An 18074-nucleotide genomic window follows, 5' to 3' on the forward strand; every position below is an offset into this window, starting at 1 on the left:
GGGCCGGGAGGGGCAGGCAGGACAGGCCCAGCGGGGCGGGTCCGGGCGGTCAGGGCCGGGCTCGCCTGAGCGGGCCGGGCGGGTGGGGGCGGGGCCGGGCCGGGCGGCCTGAGCGGCCGGTCGGGGCGGGCCGGGCGGAGCTGGGCCGGGCAGGGAAGGCCGGGCGGGTCAGGGCGGGGTCGGGCACGACAGGGCCGGACGGGGCGAGGTCGGGCGGGGCAGGGCCGGGAGGGCCGGGCCGGGAGGGCCGGGCGGGACGGGCGGGTCAGGGCGGGGCCGGGCGAGGCGGGCAGGACGGGGCCGGGCAGGCCGGGGCCGGGCCGGGAGGGCGGGGGCCGGTCGGGCCGGGCAGGCTGGGCCGGGCGGGCCCGGGCAGGCCGGGGCCGGGCGGGCAGCGCGGGGTGGGAGGGGTAGGGCGGGTGGGCCGGGGGGCGCCACGCCGGGGGGCCACGGGGCGGGTGGTGTTGGGGTGGGTGGCGTACGGTCGGCGGATGGGTGCCATACGCAGGACAGCAGGACTGGTGGGAGCCGCGGCGGCCGTGGCGGTGCTCGCGGGATGCAGTACGCCGCCCGCCCCGGCGGCCGCACCGGGGCCGAGCGCGGCGGCGCAGCCGGGCGGCGGCCCGGGCGCTGCGCGGCCGGAGTCCCCCGCCGGCGGACCGGCCCTGGCGGCACCGCCGGCACCGCCGGCCCCGTCGGCCCCCTCGGCACCGGCGTCCGCCGGGGCGTGCCCCGAGGGCGGGGTGCGGGTGCTCGAAAGCGGCGGGGATTCCGCGATGGGGCTGCGGATCGCGAGCGTGCAGCTGGTCAACTGCGGCACGGCGCCGTACGAGCTCGACGGCTATCCGCAGATCAGGCTGCTGGACAGGAAGCGGGCGCCGGTGGAGGCGGAGGTCGGGCACGGCTCGGCCGGCGTCGCCTCGGGCGTGCCGAGCATGGACGCGCCCGCCGAGCGGGTGACGCTCCAGCCGGGGCAGGCGGCGTCCTTCGGGATGCTGTGGCGCAACCTGGTGACCCGGTCCGACGTGGCCGCCGTCGAGGGCTGGGCGGTGGAGGTGACGCCCAAGCCGGGCGCACCCCGGGTCACCGCGGAGCTGACGGCGCCGGTGGACCTCGGCAACACCGGCAGGCTGGGCATCAGCCCCTGGTCGGCGGTGGCCCGGTGATCGTCTGGCTCAACGGGCCCTTCGGGGGCGGGAAGACGCAGACCGCGTACGAGCTGCACCGGCGGCTGCCGGGCAGTGTGGTGTGCGATCCGGAGCACGTGGGCTTCGGGCTGCACCGGATGCTGCCGGCGCCGCTGCGCGGGGACTTCCAGGACCTGTCGGCGTGGCGGCAGGGCGTGTTCGAGGTACTGGATCTGGCCGCGCGGCGGCATCCGGGGCCGGTGCTGGTGCCGATGACGGTCACCGAGCCGCGGTACCTGGAGGAGACCGTGGGGCGGCTGCGGGAGGCGGGCCACGACGTACGGCACTTCGCGCTGCTGGCCGAGCGGGAGACCGTACTGCGCCGGCTGCGCGAGCGCGGTCTCGGGCGCGGCCTGAAGCGGGAGGGCTTCGCGGTGTCCCGGCTGGACGGCTGCCTGGAGGCGCTGCGCGGGCCGGAGTTCGCCGACCAGCTGGCCACCGACCGCCTGACCGTGTCCCAGGTGGCGGGCCGGGTCGCGGAGCTGTCGGGGCTGCGGGCCGCGCCGGACACCGACGGGGCGCTGCGCGGGCGGTTGCGGCGCGCGCTGGTCGGTGTCCGGCACATCCGCTTCGACTGACGGGCCGCCCGGGGTCAGGGCCGGGCCGTGGTCCGCAGGGCCCAGCGGCCCGGGATCAGCGTCGCGGCCAGACCGAGGCCGAGCACGGCCGCCGCGAGGGAGGCGTAGAGCAGCGGCGGGATGTGCGGGGGCGCCCCGGTGACGGCCTTGGCCAGCGGGAACAGGGTGGCCAGGGCGATCGCGGTGCCGAGGGCGGTGCCCGCGCCGCCGATGAGCAGGGCCTCCCAGCGCAGCATGCGCAGCACCTGGCGGCGGGTGGAGCCGACGAGGCGCAGCATCCGCAGTTCGCGGCGGCGGTCGAGGACGGTCATGACCAGGGTGTTGGCCGCGGCGACGGCCGCGAAGCCGCCGAGGACGGCCGCCATGGCGGTGTTGGCCCAGGCGTTGAGCTCCCGGTCCTGGCTCTGCCGGGCGGTCCACTGCGCGGCCGGGATCGCGGCGCCCGCGGCGGCGGCCGGGACCGGCCCGCGGAGCAGGAGTTCCGTGGGGCGCCCGGCGGTGGTGCGGCCGGCGAGGTCCGTGGCCGGCAGGGTGACCTGGCCGAGGCCGAGGCCGCGGGTGTAGACGGCGACGACCTCGGGGGCGGCCGGTGTCCCGTCGGGCAGGCGCAGGGCGATGCGGTCGCCGACTCCGGCGCGCGCGGCGTCGGCGAGGGTGCGGTCGAGGGCGACGGTGCCGGGGCGCAGGCGGGCGAGGCTGCCCTCGCGGACGCCGAGGTCCTGGACGGCGGCGAGGCCGGCGCCGGAGGGGACGCCCTGGGCGGTTGCGCTCTCCAGGCGGCGGTCGCCCCCGGTGCCGACCTCGGCGAGGACCGCGGTACGGGTGACCGGCACCCCGGCTCCGGCGCCGAGCGCGGCCGGGTCCGCTGCGGCCGGGTCCGCTGCGGCCGGGTCCACTGCGGCCGCGCCCGGATCGGGGACGACGTGGTCGGCGAGCAGGCCCGCCTCCTGCTGCTGCCGGACGGCCCGCTCCTCGCTCGTGTGCAGGAAGAGCAGGGTCGAGGAGAAGGCCGTGGCGAGCACGATCGGGGTGATCGCGGAGGCGAGCCGGCGGGCGTGGGTGCGGGAGTTGGCGGCGGCCAGCGACCCCGAGGCCCCGCCGGCGCGCAGCGGGAGGCCGAGGACGGCGGTGCAGGCGCGGGCGATCAGCGGGCCGAGCAGGGCCACGGCGAGCATGAACAGCATGACGACGCCCAGTGCGGCATTGGCGGCGTCATCGCCGCTGCCGGTGGCGGCGAGGCCGGCGCAGGCGGTTCCGCCGGCGAGTGCGGCGAGGCCGAGCGGCGTACGGATCCACCCGGGGCGCAGGCGTTCGACCGCGGCGGCGGCGAGGGCCTGGCCCGGGCGGATGCGGGCGGGGCGGCGGGCGGCGGCCCAGCCGGCGACGAGGGCGGTGACGAGGCCGAGGGCGACGGCCGAGGCGAGGGGGATCCAGGAGACGGCGAGGTCGACGCCGGCCGGGATCGCGCCCTTCTGCTTCAGCTGCCCGAACCACCAGGCGGCCAGCGCGGTGCCGGGTATGCAGCCGAGCGCGCCGGCAGCCGGTGCGACGAGCAGGGCTTCGGTGGCGATGGTGCGGCGGATCTGCCGCGGGGTGGCTCCGAGGGCGCGCAGCAGGGCGAACTCGCGGGAGCGCTGGCCGACGGAGAGCGCGACCGTCGCGGCGGCGGTGAAGACGGCGACGAGGGTGGCGGTGCCGCCGAAGGAGCCGCCGATGCCGGACAGGAGCTGCTTGGCCCCGTCGAGCTGCGGGTCCACGGCGCGGGCGGCGCCGGTGAGGACCCGGGCGCGCCCGTCGAGGGCGGCGCGGGCCCGGTCGGCGAGGGCCTCGGGGTCGCCGGGGCCGAGCAGGACGACGGCGTCGAGGGCGTCGGGGTGACCGGAGAGGGCCCGGGCCTCGGCGTCGGAGAACCACACGCCGGGGCCGTCGGCCCGCCCGACGACCCGGAACTCGCGCGGGCCGGCGGGGGTCTCCAGGGCGATCCGCTCGCCGCGGGCCCCGAGCGCCCCGGCCCCGGCCGTGCCGAGGACGACCTCCCCGGCGGCCTGCGGGGCCCGTCCTTCGCGCAGCGCGGCCCCGGTGAAGGCGGTGGCCCCCCACCCGCCGGCCTCGGTGTCGGGTCCGCCGGGGGCTCCCGGCCCCGCGGCCGCCCGTACGGGGAACACCACGTCCGGCACCGCCCGCCCCAGCGGGGCGAGGCGGTCGAGCAGGGCGGCGTCGAGGCGGGCGCGGTCGGGGACGCGGGCGGTGGTCTCGTAGGCGCCGTCGCCGCGGCCGACCCGCAGCCGGACCTGCTGGTCGGCGGCGACGACCACCGGTGCGGCGGCGTACCGGGTGGGCTCCGAGCGGGCCCGTTCCCCGGTCTCCAGCAGGATCCCGCAGGCGGCGGTGACGGCGACGGTCATGAGCAGGGCGATGAAGGTGCCGGCGAACGCGGCGGGGCGCAGGCGCACCGCCGCGCGCGCCAGGCCGTTGGGGCGGTGGAGCGGCATCAGGCGGCCGCTCCCGTGTACGCCGGTGCGGTGAGGGCGGTCATCCGGGCGGCGATGGTGGCGGCGGAGCTGTTCGGGAGCCGGTCGGCGATGAGTCCGTCGGCGAGGAAGAGCACCTGGTCGGCGTGGGCGGCGGCGGCCGGGTCGTGGGTGACCATGACGACGGTGGCGCCGAGGGAGTCGACGGCGGCCCGCAGCAGGCCGAGGACCTCGGCGGCGGTGGTGGTGTCCAGGGCGCCGGTGGGCTCGTCGGCGAAGACCACGTCGGGCCGGGTGATCAGGGCGCGGGCGATGGCGACGCGCTGCTGCTGGCCGCCGGAGAGCTCGGCGGGGCGGCGGTGGCCCTTGCCGTCGAGGCCGACGCGGGCGAGCAGGTCGGCGGCCCGGGCGCGGTCCTGGCGGGCGCCGGCGAGGCGCATCGGGAGCAGCACGTTCTGCTCGACGGTGAGGGAGGGCAGCAGGTTGAAGGCCTGGAAGACGAAGCCGAGGCGGCTGCGGCGGAGCTCGGTGAGCTCGTTCTCGTTCATGCCGGTGATCTCGGTGCCGCCGAGGCGGACGGAGCCTGCGGTCGGCACGTCGAGTCCGGCGGCGCACTGCAGGAAGGTGGACTTGCCGGAGCCGGAGGGCCCCATGACGGCGGTGAAGCTGCCGCGCGGCAGGCTGAGGTCGATGCCGCGCAGCGCGTGGACGGTGGCGGCGCCGCGCCCGTACGCGCGCCGCACTCCGCGCAGTTCGACGGCGGCCGTGGTGCCCTGCGCCGCCCCCTGCCCGCTCTCCCGCTGCCGCCTGCTGCTCCGGAACCCCATGGGTCAACCGCCTCCGCCGTGTGGTCGTCTCGCGTACGTTCGTGTGCGCGTCCCGACGCTATGGAGCGGGGCCGGGCGGCGGCCATGGCGGAGCCCGGCGTATCGGGGGTGGGGAGAACCCCACCCATGGGCCGGCGGCTACGGGGCGCGGCGGATCAGCAGCAGGGCCCGGTCGTCGTTGACGTCCTTGGCGACCTTCTCGATGAGGTGCCAGGCGGCGCCCTCCCAGCCGGCGGCCACGTACCGGTCGGCCTCGCCGGTGAGGCGGTCGATGCCCTCGCTGATGTCGCGGTCGGCGGTCTCGACGAGCCCGTCGGTGAAGAGCATCAGGACGTCGCCGCGGCGCAGGTTGCCGCGGGTGGGTTCGAACTCGGCGCCGTCGTAGACGCCGAGCAGCGGGCCGTCGCCGGCCTTCTCCTGCCAGCGGCCGGTTCCGGCGGAGAGCTGGAGGGCGGGCAGGTGGCCGGCGGAGAGGAGTTCGTAGTCGCCGGTCTCCAGGTCCAGGACGAGGTGGATGGAGGTGGCGAAGCCCTCGTCCCAGTCCTGGCGCAGGAGGTAGCCGTTGGCGGCGGGCAGGAAGCCGTGCGGCGGCAGGGCGCCGAGGAGGCCGCCGAAGGCGCCGGACAGGAGCAGGGCGCGGGAGCCGGCCTCCATGCCCTTGCCGGAGACGTCGGTCAGGACGATCTCCAGGGTGCGGCCGCCGTTGGTGCGGGCGGCGACGACGAAGTCGCCGGAGAAGGACTGGCCGCCGGCGGGGCGCAGGGCCATCTCGCGGTGCCAGCCGCGGGGCAGGGCGGGCAGCTTGCTCTGGACCCGGATGCGTTCGCGCAGGTCGAAGAGCATGGTGCCGCCGCGCCGCCAGGGCACCCCGACGCGGCTGCGGAACTGGGCGATGACCAGCCCGAAGAATCCACAGGCGGCCACGACCAGGACGGTTCCGGGGGTGACCCGGGCCGGGCCCTCGGTGTAGGGGCCGAGGACGAGGGCCTCGACGATCAGGGCGGCCGCGGAGGCCGCGTAGAGGGCGAGGAGGCTGGCGGGGCGCAGGAGCAGGCCGCCCGCGACGATGGGGAGGACGAGCGCGGCGGGCGAGAACCACACCGGGAGCATGAGCGTGCCGCAGGCGATGGCGGGTACGGTCGCGAGCAGCCCGGCGAAGGCCAGCCAGTCGGAGGCGTCGCCGCGGAAGTAGTCGACGGCGGATTTGCGCAGGGCGGTGCGTGCCCGGTGCGACAGCATGCGCGCCCGGGCCATGAGCGTCTCCACACGTGCTCCGGCCATGTCTTTCGGACCCTATCCATCCTGGCTGTGCCCGCGCAGGGGGACCCCCGGACCGGAGGGGCCGTTGTCGGCCGGGCGGCGGTCCGGGGTGTCCGAAAACGCCGGGTACGCGGTGACCGCGCGGCCGGGCGACGCACGGACAGCACCCGCCGGGGTGACAAACCGGCCACCGCGTTGACGCCTCCGGGGCACCCGGCTCCGCCGGGCACCGGTGCGACGCGGGTCAGGGGCGCCGGCTCGGTGGCGCCGGCACAGTGGCGCCGGCTCGGTGGCGCCGGCTCAGCGGGACTGGCAGGTGGGGCACCAGAAGAGGTTGCGGGCCGCGAGGTCGGCGGTACGGATCCCGTCCCCGCAGATGTGGCAGGGCTGGTGCGCCCGCCGGTAGACGTAGACCTCGCCCCCGTGGTCGTCGACCCGCGGCGGCCGGCCCATCGCCTCCGGCAGGTGCTCGTCGCGGACCGTGTCGATCCGGTTCTTGCGCACGCCCTCGCGCATGAGCACGGCGAGGTCCGCCCACATGGCCTCCCACTCCGTGCGCAGCAGGTCCCTGCCCTGGCGGTACGGGTCGATGCCGTGCCGGAAGAGCACCTCGGCCCGGTAGACGTTGCCGACGCCCGCGACGACCTTCTGGTCCATCAGCAGCGCGGCGACGGTGGTCCGGGAGCGGGAGATCCTCTTCCATGCGCGGTCCGGATCGTCGCCGGCCCGCAGCGGGTCGGGGCCGAGCCGGTCGTGTATCGCCTTCTTCTCCGCCTCGCCGATCAGCGCGCAGGCGGTCGGCCCGCGCAGATCGGCGTAGTGCTCCTCGTTCAGCAGCCGCAGCCGCACCGTGTCCGCCGCGGGCGGCGCCGGGGCGGGGCCGAAGCCGAGCTTGCCGAAGAGGCCGAGGTGGATGTGGATCCAGGCGTCGCCGAGCTCGAGGAACAGGTGCTTGCCGTGCGCCTCGGCACTCTCCAGCTCACGCCCGTCGAGCAGCGCGGCACTCTCGGCGAACCGGCCCTGCGGGCTGCTCACCCGGACCGGCCGGGCGGCGAACCGCTCGGTGTGGTCCTGGGCGAGGCGGTGGATCGTATGCCCCTCGGGCACGGCTGCTCTCCTCGGGTCTGCCGCCGCCGGCGGTTGCCGGGGCGGCCGCGGGAACGGCAGTGCCGCCGGACCCCGCGGGTCCGGCGGCACGGGGCGTCCTACTGGTCCTGCGGGTGGTGGGCCGGGATCGGGGGGAGCTCGCCGGTCTGCTCGTACGCGGAGAGCATGTCGATGCGGCGGGTGTGGCGCTCCTCGCCGGAGTACGGGGTCGCCAGGAAGGCCTCGATGAAGGAGGTGGCCTCGTCCTGGGTGTGCATCCGGCCGCCGACGGAGATCACGTTGGCGTTGTTGTGCTCGCGGCCGAGCTTGGCGGTCTCGACGCTCCAGGCCAGGACGGCACGGACGCCCTTGACCTTGTTGGCGGCGATCTGCTCGCCGTTGCCGGAGCCGCCGATCACGATGCCGAGGCTGTCGGCGTCCGCGGCGGTCTTCTCCGCGGCGCGCAGGCAGAACGGCGGGTAGTCGTCCACGGCGTCGTAGATGTGGGGCCCGCAGTCGACGGGCTCGTGGCCGTTGTTCTTGAGCCAGTCCACCAGGTGGTTCTTGAGCTCAAAGCCGGCATGGTCGGATCCGAGGTACACGCGCATGCCCCGAGTGTGTCACGACGGGGCCGGGCAGATCACGGCAGGGTGTCGCGTAAGTCACTTCTAAAGCTCAAGTAAACCCAAAGAGTGCAGATGAGACACGGTGGGACCAAGGTCCGGGACCTTGGTCCTTCGCAACGATCCGGACGCGGGTCTTCCGACCGGCGCGAATCTCGGGTTTGAATGCCGGAACTCGCAATCCGAGAACCTAAGGATTCGTCCATGAGCACCACGACGACCCTTCAGAAGGCAGGCGACCCGGCCGGTAACCCCGGCAACGCCACGCCCAACGATGGTCTCAAGGCCGGTCTCAAGAACCGCCACCTTTCCATGATCGCCATTGGCGGTGTCATCGGCGCCGGCCTGTTCGTCGGCTCCGGCGGCGGTATCGCCAAGGCCGGTCCCGCCATCCTGATCTCGTACCTCCTCGTCGGCGCGATGGTCGTCTTCGTGATGCGCATGCTCGGCGAGATGGCCGCCGCCAGCCCGAACTCGGGCTCCTTCTCGGCCTACGCCGACCGGGCGCTGGGCCGCTGGGCCGGCTTCTCCATCGGCTGGCTGTACTGGTTCTTCTGGGTCGTGGTGCTCGCCGTGGAGGCGACCGCCGGCGCGAAGATCCTCGAGGGCTGGGTCCCGGCGGTCCCGCAGTGGGCCTGGGCCCTGATCGTGATGGTGGTCCTCACGGCCACCAACCTCGGCTCCGTCGCCTCCTACGGCGAGTTCGAGTTCTGGTTCGCCGGCATCAAGGTCGTCGCCATCGGCGCCTTCGTGGTCGTCGGCATGCTCGCCGTCTTCGGCGTGCTGCCGGGCTCGGACAACCCGGGCGCGGGCTTCGCCCACCTCACCGACGCCGGCGGCTTCATGCCGAACGGCTGGGGCTCGGTCCTCACCGGTGTGCTGATGGTCGTCTTCTCCTTCATGGGCAGCGAGATCGTCACGCTCGCCGCCGGCGAGTCCGAGGACCCGCGCCGCGCCGTCACCAAGGCCACCAACTCGGTCATCTGGCGCATCGGCGTCTTCTACCTGGGCTCGATCTTCATCGTCCTGACCCTGCTGCCGTGGAACGACAAGTCGATCGTGGAGAAGGGCTCCTACGTGGCCGCCCTCGACTCCATCGGCATCGCGCACGCCGGCCAGATCATGAACGTGATCGTCCTGACCGCCGTGCTGTCCTGCCTGAACTCGGGCCTGTACACCGCTTCGCGCATGGCGTTCTCGCTGGGCGAGCGCGGTGACGCGCCCAAGGCCTTCGCGAAGACCAGCAAGAACGGCGTGCCCACGGCCGCCATCCTGGGCTCGGTGGTGTTCGGCTTCATCGCCGTCTACTTCAACTACACCTCCCCGGACACGGTCTTCAGCTTCCTGCTGAACTCCTCCGGCGCGATCGCGCTCTTCGTGTGGCTGGTCATCTGCCTGACTCAGCTGCGGATGCGAAAGATCCTGGTCCGCGAGGTCCCGGAGAAGCTGACGGTGAAGATGTGGTTCTTCCCGTACCTGACCTGGGCCACCGCCGCGATGATCACCTTCGTCCTCGGCTACATGCTGTACGACAAGGACAACCGCGAGACGGTGCTGTACTCGCTGCTCGTCGCGGCCGTCGTGATCGTGATCGGCGTGGTGCGCAACGCCCGCCGCAAGGGCGAGGCCGCGGTCGACACCGCTGCCGAGGCCGCGGTCGACGCCGCCTGACCGGCCCCCGCAGACGGCAGCAGCCCCGGACCGCCCGCTCGCGGTCCGGGGCTGCTGTGCAGGCGCCGGCAGGGGAAGTGGCGTACGGGGTCAGCCGCGGCGCCCCGCCAGCTTCCAGGCAGCCGGCAGCGCGCCCATGGCCAGCGCCGCCTTGAGGGCGTCGCCGATCAGGAACGGGGTCAGACCGGCCGCGACGGCCGCGCCGAAGGACATCCCGGTGGACAGTGCCAGGTACGGCACACCCACCGCGTAGATCACGGCGGAGCCGAGCGCCATCGCGCCGGCGGTGCGCAGCACCGACCGGTCGGCGCCGCGCCGGGCCAGGGCGCCGACGATGCCCGAGGCGAGCACCATGCCGAGGACGTAGCCGAAGGAGGCGCCGCCCGCGCCGGAGGTGCCGTGCGCGAACCAGGGCATGCCGGCCGCGCCGAGCAGGGCGTACAGCGCGAGCGAAAGCACGCCGCGGCGGGCGCCGAGGGCGGTGCCGACGAGCAGCGCCGCGAAGGTCTGGCCGGTGACCGGGACCGGGGAGCCGGGGACGGGCACGGAGAGTTGCGCGGCCAGACCGGTCAGGGCGGCTCCGCCGACGACGAGCGCGGCGTCGCGGACACGGCTCGCGGGCAGCAGGTCGGCCAGGACGGCGCCGGGGCGGACGGTGACGGAAGCAGTGCTCATGGAAGGCTCCGCGTGGGACGGGGGGTGACGGACGATCACCGACGCTAGTGCGCGCCCCCGCCCGGCCCCACCGCTGCCCGACACAAAGCCCTACTCCCGGGTTTCGTTGGGAGTGAACAAAGTCCTCGGTTACACCTCGAGGCACCGTGATCCGCATCACGAGTCAGATCAGACCACACGTCCGTTTTGCGCGGATGGGCGCCGACCGGTGAGACTGTAGGGTCCCGCCAATTCCCCTGCGGAGCCCCCACCGCCGCTGCCGAGCACGAGAGTACGAGCATCCACTCATGCGCGACCGTCTGCCCGACGCACCTCCCCGCGAGCCAGAGCTGCCCGCGGAACCCCTCAGCCACGGCCTCAAGCAGCGCCACCTGACCATGCTGGGCCTCGGCGGCGTGATCGGCGCCGGGCTGTTCGTCGGCTCCGGCGCCGGCATCGGCATCGCCGGACCGGCCATCATCTGCTCGTACCTGCTGGCCGGCGCACTGGCCATGCTGGTCATGCGGGCGCTCGGCGAGATGTCGGCGGCGATGCCCGCCTCCGGCTCCTTCTCGGTGTACGCGGAGCGGGCGCTGGGCCGCTGGGCCGGCTTCTCGGCGGGCTGGCTGTACTGGTTCCTGCTGGTCGTGGTGCTGGCCGTGGAGGCCACCGGCGCCGCGAAGATCGCGCACGGCTGGGTGCCGGCGGTGGACCAGTGGCTGTGGGTGCTGGTGTTCATGGTGGTCTTCACCGTCAGCAACCTGGCCGCGGTCAAGAACTTCGGCGAGTTCGAGTTCTGGTTCGCCGCCCTCAAGGTCGGCGCGATCGTCCTGTTCCTGGTCCTGGGCACCCTCGCGGTCTTCGGGCTGCTGCCGGACACCGACCCGGTCGGAATGGCCAACCTGACCGGCCAGGGCGGCTTCTTCCCCCGGGGCGCCGGCGGGGTGGTCGCGGGCATGCTCGCCGTCGTCTTCGCCTTCGGCGGCCTGGAGGTCGTCACCATCGCGGCCGCCGAGTCCGACGATCCGGCGCGCTCGGTGTCCCGCGCGGTGCGCAGCGCCGTGTGGCGCATCCTCTTCTTCTACGTCGGCTCGATGCTGGTCATCGTGACGCTGCTGCCGTGGGACTCGCTGGAGCCCGGGCAGAGCCCGTACGTCGCCGTCCTGGACTCCATCGGCATCCCGGCGGCCGGGCAGATCATGAACATCGTGGTGTTCGTGGCGCTGCTGTCGGCGCTCAACGCCAACCTGTACGGGTCCTCGCGCATGGTGTTCTCGCTCGCGGAGCGGGGGGAGGCGCCCGCCGGGCTGCTGAAGGTGTCGGCCGGCGGGGTGCCGCGGCGGGCGGTGTTCGCCTCGGTGGCCTTCGGCTTCGTGTCCGTGGTGCTGAACCTGCTGTGGCCGGACACGGTGTTCCTCTACATGCTCAACGCCGTCGGCGCCGTGCTGCTGTTCGTGTGGGTGCTGATCGCGGTGTCGCAGCTGCGGCTGCGGCGCGTGCTGGAGCGGGACATGCCGGAGCGGCTGACGCTGCCGATGTGGTGCTTCCCGTACCTGACGTGGGCGGCACTGCTGGGGATGGCGGCGGTGCTGGTGCTGATGCTGTTCGACGACTCGGCGCGGCCGCAGCTGCTGTGGTCCTCGGGCGCGGCGGCCGTGGTGCTGGTGGTGGCCTGGGTGCGGGAGATCCGGGCACGGCGGGCCCCTGCTGCGGGCGCCTGATCACAGCGGGTGAGGGGGGCGTCCGGATTTCGGACGCTTAGCGTCCGATAACCGGACGGTCGGCAGACTGGCCCGCATGAGTCAGAGCACCGCCCCCACCCCTCCCGACCAGCAGCAACAGGCCTCGCAGCGGCAGCACCGGGCCGCGGCAGCGCAGCCCGGCGCCGGGTCCCCGCTCAGTACCGGCCTCAAGCAGCGCCACCTGTCGATGATCGCCCTCGGCGGGGTCATCGGCGCCGGGCTCTTCGTGGGTTCCGGCGCCGGCGTCGCCGCCGCGGGCCCCTCGATCGTGCTCGCGTACGCCGTCTCCGGGGTGCTCGTGATGTTCGTGATGCGGATGCTCGGCGAGATGTCCGCCGCGAACCCCGCCTCCGGCTCCTTCTCCGTGCACGCGGAGCGGGCGATCGGGCCGTGGGCCGGGTTCACGGCCGGCTGGATGTTCTGGACCCTGCTGTGCGTCGGGGTCGCCATCGAGGCGATCGGCGCGGCGCACATCATGACGGGATGGTTCCCCGGCACCCCCTCCTGGGCGTGGGTGCTGGCCTTCATGGCGCTGTTCTGCGCGAGCAACCTGGGGGCGGTCTCCCGCTTCGGCGAGTTCGAGTTCTGGTTCGCCGCCCTGAAGATCGGGGCGATCGGGCTGTTCCTGGGCCTCGGCGTGCTCGCCGTCGCGGGCCTGCTGCCCGGCACCTCCTCCCCCGGCGCCGCCCACCTGGTGCACGACGGCGGCTTCCTGCCCAACGGCGTGGACGGCCTGCTCGTGGGCGTACTGGCCTCGGTGGTCGCGTACGGCGGCCTGGAGACGGTGACCATCGCGGCCGCGGAGTCCGCGGACCCGGCCCGGGGTGTGGCGCGGGCCGTGAAGACCGCCATGTGGCGGATCGCGGTCGTCTACGTCGGCTCGATGCTGGTCGTGGTCACCCTGCTGCCGTGGAACGATCCGGCGGTGACCGAGCGGGGCCCGTACGCGGCCGCCCTGGACCACCTGGGCATCCCGGCCGCGGGCCAGGTCATGAACGCGGTCGTCCTGATCGCCCTGTTGTCCGCGATGAACGCCAACATCTACGGCTCCTCCCGCATGGCCCACTCCCTCGTGACCCGCGGCCAGGGCCCGCGGGCGCTGGCCGCGGTGAGCGGCGGGGTGCCGCGCCGGGCGGTGCTGGCCTCCAGCGGCTTCGGTTTCGTCACCGTGCTGCTGTCGTACCGGTACCCGGACACCCTGTTCGCCTGGCTGCTGAACATGGTCGGCGGGGTCATCCTCGTCGTCTGGGGCTTCACCGCCGTCTCGCAGTTCGTGCTGCGGCGCCGGCTGGAGCGGGAGGCCCCGCACCGGCTGGTCGTGCGGATGTGGGGCTTCCCGTACCTGACCTGGGTGGCGCTGGCCGGCGTGGCGGGGGTGCTGGCCCTGATGGCCCGGGATCCCGACACGCGAGTGCAGGTGCTGTTCACCGGCGGGCTGACCGTCTTCCTCGCCGGCACCGGATATCTGATGCAGCGTCGCCGCGTCGCCGCGGCCTGACGGCGCGCCGCATCCGGTCACCGCATCCCCGAGGCGGGCCCCGTGCACACGCACGGGGCCCGCCTGTGCATGTACGGGGGCACCCCTTACAGGCACACCGGAATAGATACTGCTAGCGTGCAGTTGCGCATTGATTGCAATAAGCAGTTGGCACGCCGAGGGGACCACACGCATGGCCATCTACACGCTTCCCGAGCTTCCGTACGAGTACTCGGCTCTCGAGCCGGTGATCAATCCGGAGATCATCGAGCTGCACCACGACAAGCACCACGCGGCCTACGTCAAGGGCGCCAACGACACGCTGGAGCAGCTGGAGGAGGCGCGCGACAAGGAGAACTGGGGCGCCTTGAACGGGCTGGAGAAGAACCTCGCGTTCCACCTCTCCGGCCACATCCTCCACAGCATCTACTGGCACAACATGGCCAGCCCCAAGACCGGCGAGGGCGGCGGCGAGCCGACGGCCGCCGACGGCGTGGGCGAGCTCGCGGACGCGATCACCGAGTCCTTCGGCTCCTTCGCGAAGTTCAAGAAGCAGCTGACGTTCGCCTCCTCCGCCACCCAGGGATCCGGCTGGGGCGTGCTCGCGTACGAGCCGATCAGCGGCCGCCTGATCGTGGAGCAGGTCTACGACCACCAGGGCAACGTCGGCCAGGCCTCGGTGCCGATCCTGGTCTTCGACGCCTGGGAGCACGCCTTCTACCTGCAGTACAAGAACCAGAAGGTGGACTTCATCGAGGCGATGTGGAACGTCGTCAACTGGCAGGACGTCGCCAGGCGCTACGCCGACGCCAAGGCCAACACCCCGCTGCTGGTCCCCGCCAAGGGCTGACCGCAGCCGCCTGCCCGCCCGCCCCGTGATCGTCTTCTCAGCCTTCGCGTGCGGGCGTGTCCAGCGGAAGACCCCCGTGAGGACGTGACTCACGGGGGTCTTCTGTGCGCGCGATCAGCAGGGGGCAGGGGACTACTCGAAGGACGGGCCCTTGTCGCGGGTCCGCTTGATCTCGTAGAAGCCCGGCGTGGAGGCGACCAGCAGGGTGCCGTCCCACAGGCGGGCGGCGGCCTCGCCGCGCGGCGTCGGGGTGACGACCGGGCCGAAGAAGGCCACGTCCGAGCCGTCGGCGCCCGGCACGGAGATCACCGGCGTGCCGACCTCCTGGCCGACGCGCTCGATGCCGTTGTTGTGGGACGCGCGCAGCACCTCGTCGTACTCGTCGGAGTCGGCGTAGCGGATCAGCTCGGCCGGCAGGCCGACCTCCTCCAGCGCGGCGGCGATGACCTCGCGCGTCGCCCCCAGGTCCTCGTTGTGGATGCGGGTGCCGAGCGCGGTGTAGAGCTTGCCGGTGACCTCGTCGCCGTGCTTCTGCTGGGCGGCGATCACGACGCGGACGGGCCCCCAGCCCTTGGGGCCGAGCAGTTCGCGGTAGCGCTCGGGCAGCTCGTCCAGCTTGTTCTCGTTGAGGACGGCGAGGCTCATCACGTGCCAGCGGACCTCGACGTCACGGACCTTCTCGACCTCCAGCATCCAGCGGGAGGTCATCCAGGCCCAGGGGCAGAGCGGGTCGAACCAGAAGTCGACCGGGGTCTTCTCGCGCACCTGGGTGTCGGCCATGTCTCTCCTTGCGTCACGTAAAGGCATGTCTGGTCGTGTTCCTCACGGCCAACCGGTCCGGGCCCGCGCGCATTCCCCCGTGGGAGGATTCGATCAGTATCGCGACCCCGCACGAAGGAGTGCACGTGCCCGGAGAGAACCTGTCCCGCGACGAGGCCCGCGAACGGGCCGAACTGCTGTCCGTCGACGGGTACGAAGTGGTGCTCGACCTGCGCTCGGCCGTCGACGAGGCCGAGCCGGCGGAGGGCCCGCGGACGTTCCGCTCGGTGACCACGATCCGCTTCCGGGCCGCCGCGCCGGGCGCCTCGACGTTCGCGGACCTGATCGCGCCCTCGGTGAACTCCGTCACCCTCAACGGGCGGGAGCTGGACCCGGCGGCCGTCTTCGACGGGGCGCGGATCGCGCTGGACGGCCTGGCCTCCGAGAACGTCCTCGTCGTGGACGCGAACTGCGCCTACAGCCGGACCGGCGAGGGCATGCACCGCTTCGTGGACCCCGAGGACGGCGAGGTCTACCTCTACACCCAGTACGAGCCGGCCGACGCCCGGCGGGTCTACGCCAACTTCGAGCAGCCGGACCTGAAGGCGCCGTACCGCTTCGAGGTGACCGCGCCCGAGGGCTGGCAGGTGTGGAGCAACGGCGCGGAGGAGTCCCGGGAGGGCCAGACCCGGCGCTTCGCCGAGACGGCGCCGATCTCGACGTACATCACCTGCGTGGTGGCGGGCCCGTACCACTACGTGACGGACACCTACACCCGCGGGGACCTGACGATCCCGCTGGGTGCGATGTGCCGCAAGGGGCTCGCCAAGCACTTCGACGCCGAGGACGTCTTCCTCGTCACCAAGCAGGGCTTCGACTTCTTCCACGAGCACTTCGACTACCCGTACCCGTTCGGCAAGTACGACCAGGCCTTCGTGCCCGAGTACAACCTGGGCGCCATGGAGAACCCGGGGATGGTGACCTTCCGCGAGGAGTACATCTTCCGCGGCAAGGTCACCCGGGCGGCGTACGAGCGGCGCTGCAACACGATCCTGCACGAGATGGCCCACATGTGGTTCGGCGACCTCGTCACCATGAAGTGGTGGGACGACCTGTGGCTGAAGGAGTCCTTCGCGGACTTCATGGGCTCCTTCTCGCAGGTGGAGGCGACCCGCTTCGACCAGGCGTGGGTCACCTTCGCCAACAACCGCAAGGCGTGGGCCTACCGGGCCGACCAGCTGCCGTCCACCCACCCGATCACGGCCGACATCCGCGATCTGGAGGCCGCCAAGCTCAACTTCGACGGCATCACGTACTCCAAGGGCGCGGCCGTCCTCAAGCAGCTCGTCGCGTACGTGGGCCGGGAGGCGTTCCTGGAGGGCGCGCGGCGCTACTTCAAGGCCAACGCGTACGGCAACACCACCCTGGACCACCTGCTGTCGGTGCTCGGGGAGGTCTCCGGGCGGGACATGGCCGAGTGGTCGCGGGCCTGGCTGCAGACGGCCGGCGTGAACGTGCTGACGCCGGCGGTGGCGTACGGCGCCGACGGGCGGATCACCGAGCTGGCCGTGCTCCAGGAGGGCGACGAGCTGCGCCCGCACCGGATCGCGGTCGGCCTCTACCGGCTGCAGGACGGGTCGCTGGTCCGCTATGCGCAGGCCGAGGCGGACGTGGCGGGCGCGCGCACGGCCGTGGCGGAGCTGGCCGGGCAGGAGCGGCCCGACCTGGTGCTCGTCAACGACGACGACCTGACCTACTGCAAGATCCGCTTCGACGGGCGCTCGCTGGAGACCCTGCGGGCGCGGCTCGGGGACGTCACCGACCCGCTGGCGCGGGCGCTGTGCTGGTCGGCGCTGTGGAACCTGACCCGGGACGGGCTGATGCCGGCCCGGGACTTCGTCTCCCTCGTACTGGCCCACGCCGGGCGGGAGAGCGATGTCGGCGTGCTGCAGATGCTGCACGCGCAGGCGCTCACCGCGGTCACCCACTACGCGGCGCCCGCCTGGCGCGAGCAGGGCGGCCGGGAGCTGGCGGCAGGCGCCCTGCAGGAGCTGCGGCGGGCCGAGCCGGGCTCCGAGCACCAGCTGACGTGGGCCCGGTTCTTCGCCGCGGGCGCGGCGAGCGAGGGCGACTTCCAGCTGCTGCTCGGGCTGCTCGACGGATCGGCGCGGATCGACGGCCTGGAGGTCGACCAGGAGCTGCGCTGGGACTTCCTGCTGCCGCTGGCCGCGCACGGCGCGGTGGACGAGGCCGTGCTGAACGCGGAGCTGGCGCGCGACGACACGGCGTCGGGCAAGCGGCACCAGGTGCGGTGCCTGGCGGCGCGGCCGTCGCAGGCGGTCAAGGACCAGGCGTGGGCGGCGGTCGTCGAATCGGACGCCCTGTCGAACGCGCTGGTGGAGGCGACGATCGCGGGCATGCAGCAGCCGTCGCAGCGGGGGCTGCTGTCCGCGTACGCCGACCGCTACTTCGAGGTGATCGAGCGGATCTGGGCGGAGCGGTCGATCCAGATCGGGATGCACGTGGTGCGGGGGATGTACCCGGCGCTGCAGGACGATCCGCGGACGCTGGAGGCCACCGATGCGTGGCTGGCGGCGCACGCGGATGCGGCCCCGGCCCTTCGCCGCCTGGTCCTGGAGGCCCGTGACGACCTGGCCCGCGCCCTGCGCGCCCAGTCCTGCGACGCCGCGGCCGCCACGGCCTGACCCCGCGGGACGGGGGGCGGCTGCCGCTGCGCGGAGCCGTTCCCCCACCCCGCCCCTTCCCGAAACGCCTCAATCGCCGGCCCGGCTGGAAGATCCAGCCCACGCGGCGTTTGAGCGCACCGGGCGCGCAGCGCACGGAACGGGGTCCCCCGCGCCGTCGCCACGGGCGGAGCCCGGTTCGGGA

14 protein-coding genes are annotated in these 18074 nt (G+C 73.8%); 7 read left to right on the forward strand and 7 right to left on the reverse strand.

Annotation, left to right across the window (positions count from 1 at the left end):
* The first annotated feature begins 491 nt into the window (after positions 1 to 491).
* Together AB0953_RS14550 and AB0953_RS14555 are read left to right on the forward strand one after the other, a co-directional pair.
* A complete protein-coding gene (locus AB0953_RS14550; RefSeq protein ID WP_366859798.1) occupies positions 492 to 1166 on the forward strand; it encodes a DUF4232 domain-containing protein in 675 nt (224 codons plus the stop codon).
* Positions 1163 to 1765 (forward strand): AAA family ATPase, encoded by a 603-nt coding sequence (locus AB0953_RS14555; protein ID WP_366859799.1) that lies wholly within the window; start codon positions 1163 to 1165, stop codon positions 1763 to 1765. The genes AB0953_RS14550 and AB0953_RS14555 overlap by 4 nt, the downstream gene beginning before the upstream one ends.
* 14 nt (positions 1766 to 1779) lie before the next feature.
* Here the strand turns inward: AB0953_RS14555 and AB0953_RS14560 are convergent, their stop codons facing one another.
* The 5 genes from AB0953_RS14560 to AB0953_RS14580 all read right to left on the reverse strand — a co-directional run bounded on the left by AB0953_RS14560 (position 1780) and on the right by AB0953_RS14580 (position 8017).
* Positions 1780 to 4257 carry an ABC transporter permease gene (locus AB0953_RS14560; protein ID WP_366859800.1) on the reverse strand — a complete coding sequence of 826 codons (2478 nt, stop codon included), beginning with the start codon at positions 4255 to 4257 and terminating at the stop codon, positions 1780 to 1782.
* Positions 4257 to 5063 carry an ABC transporter ATP-binding protein gene (locus tag AB0953_RS14565; RefSeq protein ID WP_366859801.1) on the reverse strand — a complete coding sequence of 269 codons (807 nt, stop codon included), beginning with the start codon at positions 5061 to 5063 and terminating at the stop codon, positions 4257 to 4259. Before AB0953_RS14565 ends, AB0953_RS14560 begins: the two co-directional genes overlap by 1 nt.
* A 138-nt stretch (positions 5064 to 5201) precedes the next feature.
* On the reverse strand, positions 5202 to 6344 hold the full coding sequence (locus AB0953_RS14570; RefSeq protein ID WP_366859802.1) for a PP2C family protein-serine/threonine phosphatase: 1143 nt from the start codon (positions 6342 to 6344) through the stop codon (positions 5202 to 5204).
* Between the two features lie 279 nt (positions 6345 to 6623).
* Positions 6624 to 7430 carry a DNA-formamidopyrimidine glycosylase family protein gene (locus AB0953_RS14575; protein WP_366859803.1) on the reverse strand — a complete coding sequence of 269 codons (807 nt, stop codon included), beginning with the start codon at positions 7428 to 7430 and terminating at the stop codon, positions 6624 to 6626.
* A 98-nt stretch (positions 7431 to 7528) separates the two neighbouring features.
* Positions 7529 to 8017 carry a ribose-5-phosphate isomerase gene (locus tag AB0953_RS14580; protein ID WP_356850596.1) on the reverse strand — a complete coding sequence of 163 codons (489 nt, stop codon included), beginning with the start codon at positions 8015 to 8017 and terminating at the stop codon, positions 7529 to 7531.
* 219 nt (positions 8018 to 8236) lie between these two features.
* Between AB0953_RS14580 and AB0953_RS14585 the strand changes: the two genes are divergently transcribed.
* Positions 8237 to 9703 carry an amino acid permease gene (locus AB0953_RS14585; RefSeq protein WP_366859804.1) on the forward strand — a complete coding sequence of 489 codons (1467 nt, stop codon included), beginning with the start codon at positions 8237 to 8239 and terminating at the stop codon, positions 9701 to 9703.
* A 90-nt stretch (positions 9704 to 9793) separates the two neighbouring features.
* On the opposite strand, the gene AB0953_RS14590 is transcribed toward AB0953_RS14585, so the two are convergent.
* The gene (locus AB0953_RS14590; protein WP_366859805.1) at positions 9794 to 10378 is read right to left on the reverse strand and encodes a biotin transporter BioY; all 585 of its coding nucleotides are present in this window, start codon (positions 10376 to 10378) and stop codon (positions 9794 to 9796) included.
* Between the two features lie 287 nt (positions 10379 to 10665).
* On the opposite strand from AB0953_RS14590, the gene AB0953_RS14595 reads away from it, so the two are divergent.
* From AB0953_RS14595 to AB0953_RS14605, 3 genes are all read left to right on the forward strand, one after another.
* On the forward strand, positions 10666 to 12078 hold the full coding sequence (locus AB0953_RS14595) for an amino acid permease (RefSeq protein WP_366859806.1): 1413 nt from the start codon (positions 10666 to 10668) through the stop codon (positions 12076 to 12078).
* Between the two features lie 76 nt (positions 12079 to 12154).
* Positions 12155 to 13597 (forward strand): amino acid permease, encoded by a 1443-nt coding sequence (locus AB0953_RS14600; protein WP_366859807.1) that lies wholly within the window; start codon positions 12155 to 12157, stop codon positions 13595 to 13597.
* Positions 13598 to 13769: 172 nt separating this feature from the next.
* Positions 13770 to 14426 carry a superoxide dismutase gene (locus tag AB0953_RS14605; protein ID WP_366859808.1) on the forward strand — a complete coding sequence of 219 codons (657 nt, stop codon included), beginning with the start codon at positions 13770 to 13772 and terminating at the stop codon, positions 14424 to 14426.
* Positions 14427 to 14558: 132 nt separating this feature from the next.
* Here AB0953_RS14605 and AB0953_RS14610 read toward each other — a convergent pair whose 3' ends face one another.
* Positions 14559 to 15206: a DsbA family protein gene (locus AB0953_RS14610; RefSeq protein ID WP_366859809.1), complete on the reverse strand. Its 648-nt coding sequence runs from the start codon at positions 15204 to 15206 to the stop codon at positions 14559 to 14561.
* Between the two features lie 125 nt (positions 15207 to 15331).
* On the opposite strand from AB0953_RS14610, the gene pepN reads away from it, so the two are divergent.
* Positions 15332 to 17890 (forward strand): aminopeptidase N, encoded by a 2559-nt coding sequence (gene pepN, locus AB0953_RS14615; protein ID WP_366859810.1) that lies wholly within the window; start codon positions 15332 to 15334, stop codon positions 17888 to 17890.
* Positions 17891 to 18074 lie beyond the last annotated feature (184 nt).

Origin of the sequence: Streptomyces sp. NPDC046866 (assembly GCF_040704625.1) — a bacterium.
Classification (GTDB): domain Bacteria; phylum Actinomycetota; class Actinomycetes; order Streptomycetales; family Streptomycetaceae; genus Streptomyces.